Genomic DNA, 11,905 nt, shown 5'->3' with positions numbered 1-11,905 from the left:
GGGGGCAGGGAGAGCGGGGGTGGGGTCAGAGGGAGGCGGCGGGGGTGGCGATGTCGGTGTCGGTCAGCTCCGGCAGGGCGGTGATGGCCCGGCGGATCGCGGCGGCGTCCAGGTGCGCGGGAGCGCTGACGGTGATCTCCATGTGCTCCCGGAGCCGGTGGGCGAAGATGGTGATGCCGTCCGCCGAGACCGGGAAACCACCGCCGACGTAGACCTTCTCGCGACCGGGCAGCCAGGGCAGGTCGGAGGTGCCGGGAAGGCCGGGCATGGAGTTGAAGGTCATCGAGATCGATCCACCTGCCGGGGCGGACCCGTGCTCACCGCTGCCGCGCCGCAACACGGACGAGATCCGGTGCAGCACGGCGCCGATCAGCGTCGCGGCGGCCGGGCGGCCGCTGTCGATGGTCTCCTGCAGCGCATGGTCGACCGAGGTGGGATCGGTGAGATCGCAGGGCAGGTAGATGCTCTTGCCCAGGTTGCCGGTGAGTGCGGCACCCTCGGCGGCATACCGCCGCAGGTCGAACAGGCTGAACATGCCGTCGGCGCGCACCGGGATGCCCTCGGTCACCAGCGCCCGGCGCACCAGGACGGCCAGCACCGCGGTGATCGAGGCGCCCTTGGCATTCCGGTTGCGCCACTTGTTGATCCGGATCATGTCCTTGTTGGACAGCCGCATGCCGATCATCTGCGCGCCGGTGTCAGCAGTCGCGGTCGGGGCGCCCGCAACGCCGGCATCGGGCGCTGCGGGGCCGGTGTCACCGCGGTGCCGGGCCGCCCGGACCCAGTCCCGGCCGTGCGCCCGGAACTGCTGCCACGCCGCCTTGGTGACGGTGGCGGTGGTGGCGCGGCCCAGCAGGGTGCGGCGCAGCAGGTCCTCGTCGAGGTCGATGACCGCGCGGATGATCGCGGTGCCGGTGGCGGCGTCCCCGGCCACGTGCGAGGTCAGGTAGCCGACGGTGGACGGACCGACGCCGATCCACATCGGAATGCCCGGGTCGACATCGGCGGCGATCGCGTTGAGCAGGTCGTCCTCGGCGCCGGGGACGGGATCGCCGATGGGCCGGACGATCTCGACCACCCGATCGCGACGCGCAGCCGCAGCCACCGGCACCCAGCGCTGCCGCTGCGGATCGAGCACGCTCAGGTGCGGGGCGGTCGGCAGGTCGGCCATGACCCGTTCGACCATGGCGCGCACCGCCTCGATGTCCGGGAGGACCACCGGGGTGACCATGATCGCCGACCAGTGGTCGGCCCACGGGCGGTCGATCCAGCTGACGGAACGTGACGACGAGCGGGCGGAGGTGCCCATGTGATGCCCCCGGTGGTTCGAGATCGGTGTGTTCACTGTCGATCTGATCACGTCGAGGTACACCTGACGCGTCGATCGGGCGATGTCCACCCAATCGGGGACGTCCACCACCACACGGGGGGAACCGTCCAGGGCCGCGTTCACGGCGGCGGCGATCCGATCGGTGTCCACGGCGGCACCGGCCGGGTCGTCGGAGTCCCTCGCCGGTAGCAGCACCGCCGCATCCCCCAGGTAACGCCGGGTGATCTCGCGGTGCGCCGGGATGTCGGAGAGCACGACCCGGGCACCGGCCGCGGCGGCCTCGAGCGGCGCCATGCCGAAGGCCTCGTGGTCGGACAGCGAGACCAACACCGAGGCGGTGCGCAGCCAGCGGTGCAGGTCGGCCGTGTCCACCCCGCCGAGCAGGCGCAGCCGCTCCCCGAGGCCGAGAGCGTCCGCACGGGAGCGCAACTCGGCCGCACTGCTGCCGCTGCCGATGATCACCAACTGCGCCCCGGGCACCGCGACCATTGCTTCGGCCATCCGGTGCACACCCTTGTACGGCTCCAGTCGGCCCACCACCAGCACGGTGGGGGGTTCGCCGAGGAACGGCGCCGCGGCGCGGATCGCCGTGGTGTCGGCGCCGTTCGGGATGACCACCGTGCGGCCGCGGGTCGCGGGGAAGTCCGCCTCGAGCAGGTCCCGCTCGGCGTCGGAGACGCAGATGACGGCGGCGGCCGATCGGAACATCAGTCGGCCGGCGAGTCCGTACACCAGGTGCAGCGCCCGGGCGGCGGCCGTGTGCCCGCCGCCGTGGTAGTGCGGGGTCAGCACCAGTGGTCGCTTCCGGCCGGCCAGCGCGGCGAATCCGCTGCTGGCGTGGTAGCTGTGCACGTGCACCACGTCGTCGGGCACCGAGGCGCGCCGCACGGGACCGCCCGCCCGGCGGATCCGCCGGAACGCCTCGGGCAGCATCCCGGGGGCGATCGACATCGCCGTGGTCGCGGCGGCTCTCACCGTCCGGATCTCCAGACCATCTGCCCCGATGACCGTCCCGGTCGGAGCGCTGCGGTCGGCGGTCAGCACCCGGACGTCGTCGCCGCCCCGGGCCAGCTCGGCGGCCAATCGGCCGACGTGCTCCTCGACACCGCCCCGGACGGGCGGGAAACCTGGTGTGACCAGCGTGATCCGGAGCGGACCCGGACCCGACGGCGCCGGCCGGGTCACTTGGTCCAGCCGACCGCGGCCAGGATCTTGTTGGCGTACCACTCGTAACCGGCGGAGTTGGGGTGCAGATCCTGCGACTCGCAGAAGTGCGTGTAGGCACAGACCGTCGCGACCGGCAGCGGCAGGGTCGTGCCGGCCAGTTCGGTGGTCTCCGACATCGACCCGTAGGCGCCGGAGTCCGCCGTGGCGTCGATGAAGAAGGCCCCGGACGCGGTGTACACCTCGTCCAGCACGGGGTTGAGCAGGTCCTTGAACACCTTCAGCGACGCCTCGGCCCGCGCCTTGTCGTCGGCGTTCCCGGTGAGGGTGAGCCCGAGGTAGATGTCGGGGTAGCTCAGACCGACGATCTGGGCGTAGGGCACGATGCTGCGCACGGTGCTGACGATGGTGGTGAGGTTCTTCTTGACCGTCGCCACCGCGTCCTCGGCGCAGGGCAAGGGGTCGACGTCGTCGAAGCACGGACGGATGTCGTTGCCACCCACGATGATCGTGACCAGCCGTACGGAGTCGGGTGCGGACCGCAGCGCCTGCTCGGCGGCGGCGAGCTGCGTCGTGTCCGGGTGTGCGATCGAACCCGGTGCGCTGTCCTGCGTCTCGCAACCCACGTCCTCGACGACGGCGGCGCTGGTGGCGCCCGGACAGCCGAAGTTCTCCAGCTCCAGCGGGTTCCCGCTGCCCGCGAGGTCGGCGACCAGCTGCTGCGCGAAGCCCTCGTCGGTGGGGAACCCGTCCGGCTGGTACCCGGCCGCGTAGGAGTCGCCGATGGAGATGTACCGGTACGCGGTGGCCGCCGAGGTACCCGTGCCGGAACCGGTCGTGGACGAGCCCGGCGTCGACGACGCACTTGTGGTGACCACCACACCGGAGCCGTCAGGGGACGAGGAGCAGGCCGTGACCAGCGACAGTGCCAGCAGGAGCGGCACGATCACGGCCGACCGGATGCACGACCGGCGACGGCCGCCGGGCCGGCGGGACGTCTCGGGGCGGTGGCCCGGCGTCGCTGACATGTCCTTCGTCGTCCTCCTGGGATCCGACCACGTCAGAGGGCCGGGATGCTGGCCGGACCCCGGTGTCCGGGCGTGCCGTGCGGGCGCGCCGGACACCATCATTCATCACGTTCCGAAGACCTGCGGCGGAACCCGCGCCGGTCCCCGCCTGCCATTCTGTCCGCCCTGGGCGTCCGGAATCCAGCGATTGCGCAGGTTAGGCCATTAGTGGTTAGCGGTGGGTGAATGGTCTGTTACGTACAGCTGATGCCACATATTACCGCTTCAGTGGGGGCCATTTCACTCGTTCGGAAGCAGGCGATGGCATGTCGGTGGCATAGAGTCATGACAGCCGGTCGACGCGGAGGTGCCGCAAACCCTCCCTTCGAACTCGACGTCGAGACCGGCGGCCGATCCAGCAGCATGCCGTCCCGGGTCGGACTCCGACCCGATCGAGAAAGCTGAGCCGATGATCAAGTTGACCGTCGTCATGCCCGTGTACAACGAGGCACGGACGATCGAGCACGCGCTGCGCCGTGTGCTGGACGTCGACTATCCCTGTGCTGTCGAGATTGTCGCCGTCAACGACGGGTCACGGGACGACACCGCGTCGATCCTGGATGCCATCGACGACCCGCGGCTGCGTGTCGTGCATCACCCGGCGAACCGGGGCAAGGGTGCTGCGGTGCGGACCGGTGTGGACCACGCCACCGGTACGCACATGATCATCATGGACGCCGATCTGGAGTACTCGCCGGCCGACATCCCGACGATGCTGCGCCCCGTCCTCGATGGTGTGGCGGATCATGTCTTCGGCGTGCGGGTCTTCGGACTCAACACCCGCTACCAGTCGTTCAAATTCGCGGTCGGGGGACGGGCGACCACTCTCGCGGCGAACATTCTTTTCGATTCCATGCTCACCGACATGCATACGTGTCTGAAATTGCTGCCGGTGGCACACTTCCGTGCACTCAGGCTCCGGCAGACCGGATTCGGCCTCGACACCGAGCTGACGGCACGACTGCTGCGCGCCGGCGTCCGCCCGTTCGAGGTGCCCGTCAGCTACAACGGACGCAGCGTCGCCGAGGGCAAGAAGATCGAGTGGCGGGACGGCGTGCAGTGCCTCGCGGTGCTCGCCCGGGTGCGCCGCGAGCAGCCGCAGCATCTGCCCGAGGTGGTCGTACCGCGGGCCCTGCCGAGCGCCACGGCGCCGGCTCCCGCCGTGCCGGCGCTGCCGGTGCAGAGCGGGGACCGGGAGCCGCACCTGGTCGTGGTGCCGGACGCGGACCTGGACCGCCAGGTCGTCTGATCCGGTGCCGGTCCCCGATGGTGTGAACGGGGCCGGTGCCGCGTGCTGTCCCCGAGTGGACGGCGTCCCACAGGGGAGACCGCGAGGGGGCGGGGGAAATGCCGCTGTCCGTGAACAGCGGCCGAACAGCGATCGAAGAGGGAGTGACCGGTGAGCGTGTCGGTGGAGGGACCTGCGGCGGTGCAGAGCGCGGGTGAGACCCCGGTGCGGCACCGGATCTGCCTGGTGGGGCCGGGTTTCCGGTTCCTCGGCGGACTCTCCGTGTACACCTGTCGGCTGGCCACCGCGCTGGCCGAGCAGCACGACGTGTCGGTGATCACCCTCGACCGGCTGCTGCCCGCCCGGTTCTACCCCGGCGGACACCGCGTGGGACAGCAGCTCTCGGTGCTGCGGTACCCGGACACCGTGCAGCAGGGCCCCTCCGTGGACTGGTGGTGGGGGCGCACGATCGCTCGTGCCGTTGCGCACCTGCGGCGGGAGCGCCCCGAGGTGCTGCTCCTGCAGTGGTGGACCGCCGCCACCTTGCACACCTACCTGGCGCTGGCGATCGCCGCGAAGCGGCTGGGCATCCCGGTGGTCATCGAGTTCCACGAGCTGCAGGACACCGGCGAGGCCGGGATCCCGCTGATCGGCCCGTACCGGGCGCTGCTCATGCCGCGCCTGCTGAAGCTCGCCTCCGGCGCCCTGGTCCACAACCAGCACGACCTGGAGATGCTGCAGGACGAGTACCGTGACCACCTCGATCATCTCGCGGTGGAGATCGCGCCGCACGGCCCTTACGACCACCTCGGTGCCGAGACCGCCGGCACGGCCGATGCCGCCGTCACGGAGGACGCCGACGGCGCCGACGGCGTGACCCGGCTGCTGTTCTTCGGCCTGATCCGGCCGTACAAGGGCGCGGAGGACCTGGTCGAGGCGTTCAACGCGCTGACGGCGGAGGAGGCCGCGCGTTTCCGGCTGACCGTGGTCGGCGAGACCTGGGAGGGTCACACCCGTCCGGCCGACCTGATCCGGGACAGCCCGCACCGCGACCGCATCGAGTTCGTGAACCGCTACGTCAGCGACACCGAGGCGGCCGGGTTCTTCGCCGACGCCGACGCCGTGGTGCTGCCCTACCGGCGGGGTTCGGCCAGCGGACCGCTGCAGATCGCGATGAGCAACGGCCTGCACGTCCTGCTCTACGCCGTCGGCGGGCTGGTCGAGGCCGTCCGCGACTACCCGGGTGCCGTGTTGCTCCCGCCGGACGACGTGATCGCCCTGGGCAAGGCCATCCGGTCGCTGCCGGAGCGGCGCGGAGAGCGCTTCGAGGACCCGCACAGCTGGTCCGCCACACTGGACGCGGTGTCCCGGCTCGCAGCGGCGGTGCACCCCGGCCAGGTGTCCTCCGCGTGAGCCGAACGGGGGCCGGGGCGGTGACCGACGACCGGACGGAGGCGCTGTCCGGGGACGAGGCCATCGCAGTTCCGGCGACGCCGCCGCTGGCGCCGTCGACCGCCCGACCCGGCACGGCGCGTGCGCTGCGCTGGGTGGTGGCGGTCGTCGCCGCGGCGCTGGGCACCGTGGTGGTCGGTCTGTCCTACCGGCTCTCCGGCAGCGGCGAGCCGTCCGGCCTGTACTACGCGGTCTTCTGGGTCGGCATGCTGCTCGGCACCGTGCCGACGATCCTGCTGCTGATCGGCACCCGGGTGCGTGCTGTCGACCGGGCCCGGGCGCTCGGGTTGCTCGGGCTGTTCACCGCCGTGCCCAAGTACCTGCGCAACCCCGCCGGGCCGCTGTACCACGACGAGTACGCGCACTGGCGCGAGGTCGTCGACATCTTCTCCACCGGCTCGCTGATGCGGCCGAACGCGATCATCCCGATCATCCAGTTCTACCCGGGCACCTCGACCGCGACCTCGGCGATCGACGCGATCACCGGGCTGTCGATCTGGGACTCCGGCGAGCTGCTGATCCTGTCGGCGCACGTGCTGTCGTTCTTCGCGATCCTGGTGCTGGTGCGGACGCTGCTGCACTCGGTGCGGGCCGGAGCCGTTGCGGCCGTGGTCTACTCGCTGAACCCCTCGGTGCTCTACTTCGACACCCAGTACGCCTACGAGAGTGTCACCATCGCGTGGTTCCTGTGGGTGCTGGCGTTCGGTGTGCTGGCCGCGCGGCAGCCGCGGAGGATCGCCCGCTGGTCGCTGGTGGGCGGTGCGATCGTCTGCGGCGCTGCGACGGTGCTCACCCATCACCTGACCTCGCTCGCGCTGATCGGGTTGCTGCTGCTGGTCACGGGTTTCGTCGTGCTGCGGCCGGTGCTGCGCGGCCGGACCGCCCGTCGGCTGCGGCTGCGCCGCCGGGTCCGTTCCGCCCGGCGGACCCGCCAGCACCCCGGCGCGCTACGGCAGGCGATCCCGGACCGCGCGCCGTACCCGTTCGTCTGGGTCGGCATCACCGGTGGCGTCCTGCTGGTCGCGGTGATCTGGCTGGTCACCGCCGCCTGGCAGACCATCGTCTACCTCTCCCCGTACGCCGGCAGTTCCGTCGGCCAGCTCACCGAACTGGCGGGCGGCAACCAGGAGGCCGGCCGGGAACTGCTGGCGGCCAGCGTGCAGCCGCTCTGGGAACGGGCGCTGTCCGGACTGGCGCCGGTGCTGATCGGGTTGGTCTGCCTGGCCGGGCTGCTGCTGCTCCGCCGCCAGCGCCGGCGCTGGCCCACCGACACCCTGGCACTGATCGCCTTCGGGATGGTCTATTTCCCGTCGCTGCCCTTCATCCTCGCGCCGATGGGTGCCGAAGGGGCCCGCCGCTCCTGGGCGTTCACCTACGCCGGTGTCGCGCTGCTGGTCGCCCTGGTCACCGTGTGGCCCGGTGTGCGACAGGCGTTGCCGCGCCTGCGCCGCCGCACCAGCGCGCGCAACCGTTGGGCTGTCGCGATCGTCGGACTGGTGATCATCATGATCGGCAACGTCGGCGCCGGCCTGAACGACCCGTACCGCTTCCCCGGCCCGTTCAACTGGGGCACCGACACCAACTCGGCCAGCCAGGAGGCCCGTACCGTGGCCGAGCAGCTGCACATCCAGGTCGGGCCGGTCCGTGCGGTGTCCGACCGCTACACCGGGCTGGCCCTGTCCGCCTACGGCGGCGTGTGGGTGGCCACCCCGTCCACCGGTTTCCCGGCCGCCGACGTGATCCAGACCGACCAGGACCCGACCCCGGAACTGGCCGAGATGATGGTGACCTCGCGCTACGACTACCTGGTGGTCGACACCCGGATGTCGGAGCAGCCCGCTTACAACGGCGACAACTTCGGCTCCGCCGACCCGCTGCCCGGCGAGGCGACCCCGATCGCCTATCTCAACCGGCTGAACGCGGTGCCGTGGGCGAACCTGGTGATGTCCACCGAGCACCTGCGGGTGTACCGGCTCGACCTGGCCCGAATGGGCCAGGTCGTGGTGGGTGACTCGTGATGGCGCGGCATCTCACCGCCCCGGAAGGAGGCGCCCGGATCGGCCTGGGGCCGGTGCTGCCGCGCGCGCTGGCCGGTCTCGCGCTCCTGGTGGTGGCGGGCGTCCTGGTGCTCTCTGGGATGCCGTGGCAGCTGCGGCTGCCGCTCGCACTGCCCGCGGTGATCGCCGTCGCCGGGATCAGCGTGACCGTGCTGGTTCTCGGCCCGCGGACACCCCGGGCCCCGGACCTGGCCGACGACGCACCGCCCGCTGTGTCCGCCGATCCGTTGCTACGGGCCTGCGCCACGGTGATGTTCGGGGTCATCGCCCTGCTGCCGCCGGTGCTGTTGATGGGCCTGTTCGGTATCCGGATCACCGACACCTCCATCGCCTGGGGTGTTCTCGTCTTCGACCTGGCGCTGCTGGTGGCCGCGACGGCCCGGCTGGCCGGCGCCCGGTCCGAGGCCGACGTGGCCGTCTTCCCGACCCGCGACGTCCGCCGCGGGTTCTTCGTCGCCGGTGCGGTCGTCGCCGCGCTCGCGCTCCTGGTGGGGGCCACCGCGGTGGCCCGGTCCATGGAGGTGCAGCGGGTCGAGAGCTACGCCCAGTTCACCCTGGGGCAGCCGCAGCTGTACGCCTCCGGCGAGCTGACCGCCGCGCCGGGCGCGCAGGTGGAGGTCGGTTGGATCCTGCGCGGCTACGCCCTCGACCTGCCCGCGGATCCGTCCGTCACGGTCGAGGTCGGTGGGGAGCCGGTGCAGGCCACCACCGCGCCGCTGGACGTGCCCGCGGACACCACCGGGGCACAGGTCACCAGGTCCGGTGAGGTGCTGTTCGCCGCACCGACCGAGGCCGGCCTGTACCGGGTCCGGCTGTCGGTCGCCGATCCCACCGGGGGCACCCGGGAGCTCCTGCTGCTGCTGGCGGTGAACGTATGAGCGCGGACGAGACGGTGGCCGGGCCGGAGCTCGGGGCCGACCCGGTGGCGCCGGGACCCCGGCCGGGTCTGCTGGCGCGGCTGACCGGCGACCGGATGTTCCGCAGCACCCTGGCGATCATGGCCACCACCGTGGTCACGTCCGGCCTCGGGTACGTGACATGGCTGCTGGTGGCCCGGTTCTCCGGCACCCAGGTCAGCGGCGACGGCGCCGCGGTGACCAGCCTGATGATGGCCGCCGCGCTGCTGGCGGCGATCGGCGCCGCCACCGCGATGATCGAGTGGCTGCCGCGCGCGGTCGACGCCCGCGCCTGGCGGCTGCGGGTGACCGCCGGACTGGTGGCGACCGTCGGCGGAGCGCTGGTCGGCGGCGTGGTGGCGGTCGGCGTGGCCGGCTACTGGCTCGGTGCGATCCCCTCGCTGACCACGGTCACCGGTGGTGTGCTGTTCGTCGCCGGCACGGTCGCCACGGCCCTCGGGTCGCTGTTCGACTACATCTGCATCTCGCGCGAGCGCGGCGGGATGATGTTGCTGCGCAACCTGATCGCCTCGGTGGTCCGGATCCCGCTGGTGCTGGTGCCGATCACCGTCGAGGGTCACCCGCTGGAGATCCTGCTGGCCTGGACGGCGTCGGCGGCACTGTCGCTGCTGGTCTGCATGCCGCTGTTCGGCGGCCGCGCGACCGGTCACCACCTGTGGCCGACCCGCGGCGGGATCCGGTCCGAGCTGCGGCTGATGTTCCGGTCGGTGGTCGGTCAGCACCTGATCACCGTGTCGGCGATGCTCACCACCTACCTGCTGCCGGTGCTGGTGGTGGCCCGGCTGGACGCCACCGCCAACGCCTACTTCTACGTGACATGGATGCTGGGCTCGCTCTTCTCGATCGTCAGCCCGGCGGTGTCGACCTCGCTGTTCGCCGCGGCCGCCGCCGACCCGGCGGGGATCCCGGGCGCCGTGCGGCGCAGTTCGCGGATCATCGCCCTGCTGCTCGCCGGCCCGGTGCTCGTCTACCTGCTGGGCGGCCGGTTGCTGCTGTCGATGTTCGGCGCGGACTATCCCGACGCCGGCTGGACACTGCTGGTGCTGCTGACGATCTCGGCGCTGCCGGACGCCGTCACCAACATCGCGGTCGCGGTGCTGCGCGCGGTCGGCCGGTTCGGCGCGGCCATCCGGCTGAACGCCTTCATGATGATCGGCTGCCTGATCGGGTCGGTCGTGCTGCTGCCGGTGCTCGGCATCGCCGCGGTCGGCTGGAGCTGGCTCGGGGCGCAGACCCTCGGCGCGGTGTGGGCGCTGGCGACACGGTCCCGATGGATGAGGGCGGCCTGATGCGGATCCTGCACGTCACCGACAACTATCCGCCGGCGACCGGTGGGCTGGAGCGAGCGGTGCAGGCCATGGCCCGTGGCCAGGCCGAGTCCGGGCACTCCGTCCACGTCGCCACCCTGGGTCGTCCCGGGCTGCCCGATGTCGAGGTCGACGGCGGGGTGCTGGTGCACCGGGTCGAGGGGCTCACCCGCTTCCTGCGCCGGTTCTCCGCCGATCCGGACCACCAGTTCCACCCGACGATCGCCGACCCGCAGTTGGTCCGCGCGCTCGAGACCCTCGTCGACACCGTGCGTCCCGATGTGGTGCACGCTCACGGGTGGATCGTCGCGAGTGTGCTGGGCCTGCGCCGGCGACCGGGGATGATCGTCGCGCACACCCTGCACGACTACGGCACCACCTGCGCCCGCAAGACCATGATGCGCGGCGGTCGGCTCGACGAGCTGTGCGCCGGGCCGTCGCTGCGCCGTTGCCTGCCGTGCGCGAAGGGCGCGTACGGTGCGGCGAAGGGGACCGCGTTGACGCTGGGACTGGCGACGCGTCGGTTGTCGAGGATCGATCTGTACCTGCCGATCTCGTCCGCGGTGGCCGGGACACTGCACGACGTCGACCCGTCCCGGGTGCGCGTCCTGCCGAGCTTCGTGCCGGACGAGGTGGCGGCGTCGGTGGCGCCCAACGCGCCGGAGACGTTGCCCCGTCCGGACTTCCTGCCGCCCGGGCCGTTCCTGCTGGCAGTCGGCCAGCTCGGTGAGCACAAGGGGATCGGCACCCTGCTCGAGGCGCACCGGGCGATGCGACATGCGCTGCCACTGGTGCTGATCGGACCGCGCCGGCCGGACACCCCCGATCTCTCCGGCACGCCGGACCGCCCGGTTTCGGTGCACGAGGGTGTGCCGCACGAGCAGATCATGGCGGCCCACCGTGCCGCGGAGGTCGTGGTCGCGGCGTCGCGCTGGGCCGAGCCGCTCGGCCTGGTCGCGGTCGAGGCCCTGGCCGCCGGAACTCCGGTGGTGGCAGGCGATGTCGGAGGGCTACCGGACGTCGTCGGCCCGGACTGCGGGGTGCTCGTACCGCCCGGCGACGCTGCTGCCCTCGCAGCCGCGCTCGACGCGCTGCTGGACGACCCGGAGCGGCGCGCCCGGCTCGGCGCCGCCGGACCGGCCCGGGCCGCTCGCTTCACCGCCGCGGCGGTGCTGCCCGAGCTCGAGGCCGCCTACCGGGAGGCGCTGGAGGGTCGCGCCTCTCGTGACGGTGTGACCAGCCTGTCCGCGACGGGCGCCACCAGCGCCACCTGATCGGCCGGGCGGCCCGCGCTGCACACGTGGGAGCGGGTCCGCAACGATCCGGGCGCCCGTTTCGCGAAACTCCACCCGTACGGCCGACGTCTCGGCGGCGCGCTGTCTT

7 protein-coding genes and 1 pseudogene are annotated in these 11,905 nt (G+C 72.0%); 6 read left to right on the top strand and 2 right to left on the bottom strand.

Annotated elements, in window-relative coordinates:
* Positions 1-25: 25 nt before the first annotated feature.
* Together GIS00_RS15655 and GIS00_RS15650 are read right to left on the bottom strand one after the other, a co-directional pair.
* Entirely contained in the window at positions 26-2,515 is a 2,490-nt protein-coding gene (locus GIS00_RS15655) for a glycosyltransferase (RefSeq protein WP_196073302.1), read from the bottom strand.
* Positions 2,512-3,444, bottom strand: a complete 933-nt coding sequence (locus GIS00_RS15650) for an SGNH/GDSL hydrolase family protein (protein WP_322098004.1) — start codon at positions 3,442-3,444, stop codon at positions 2,512-2,514. The genes GIS00_RS15655 and GIS00_RS15650 overlap by 4 nt, the downstream gene beginning before the upstream one ends.
* A gap of 529 nt (positions 3,445-3,973) precedes the next feature.
* Between GIS00_RS15650 and GIS00_RS15645 the strand changes: the two are divergent.
* The 6 genes and pseudogenes from GIS00_RS15645 to GIS00_RS26960 all read left to right on the top strand — a co-directional run.
* Positions 3,974-4,690: pseudogene (locus GIS00_RS15645) on the top strand (glycosyltransferase family 2 protein); the annotation flags it as partial.
* A 270-nt stretch (positions 4,691-4,960) separates the two neighbouring features.
* A complete protein-coding gene (locus tag GIS00_RS15640) occupies positions 4,961-6,202 on the top strand; it encodes a glycosyltransferase (RefSeq protein ID WP_322098003.1) in 1,242 nt (413 codons plus the stop codon).
* Positions 6,199-8,259: a hypothetical protein gene (locus GIS00_RS15635; protein WP_154769388.1), complete on the top strand. Its 2,061-nt coding sequence runs from the start codon at positions 6,199-6,201 to the stop codon at positions 8,257-8,259. Before GIS00_RS15640 ends, GIS00_RS15635 begins: the two co-directional genes overlap by 4 nt.
* Positions 8,259-9,176 carry a hypothetical protein gene (locus GIS00_RS15630; RefSeq protein ID WP_154769387.1) on the top strand — a complete coding sequence of 306 codons (918 nt, stop codon included), beginning with the start codon at positions 8,259-8,261 and terminating at the stop codon, positions 9,174-9,176. The genes GIS00_RS15635 and GIS00_RS15630 overlap by 1 nt, the downstream gene beginning before the upstream one ends.
* Positions 9,173-10,504, top strand: a complete 1,332-nt coding sequence (locus GIS00_RS15625; RefSeq protein ID WP_154769386.1) for a lipopolysaccharide biosynthesis protein — start codon at positions 9,173-9,175, stop codon at positions 10,502-10,504. The genes GIS00_RS15630 and GIS00_RS15625 overlap by 4 nt, the downstream gene beginning before the upstream one ends.
* Positions 10,486-11,796: a glycosyltransferase family 4 protein gene (locus tag GIS00_RS26960; RefSeq protein ID WP_196073300.1), complete on the top strand. Its 1,311-nt coding sequence runs from the start codon at positions 10,486-10,488 to the stop codon at positions 11,794-11,796. The genes GIS00_RS15625 and GIS00_RS26960 overlap by 19 nt, the downstream gene beginning before the upstream one ends.
* Positions 11,797-11,905: the final 109 nt, after the last annotated feature.

The organism is Nakamurella alba (assembly GCF_009707545.1).
In the GTDB taxonomy this organism is placed as follows: Bacteria; Actinomycetota; Actinomycetes; order Mycobacteriales; family Nakamurellaceae; genus Nakamurella; species Nakamurella alba.
Note: the sequence above shows the minus strand (reverse complement) of the source record. Positions and strands in the feature narration are given on the sequence as shown.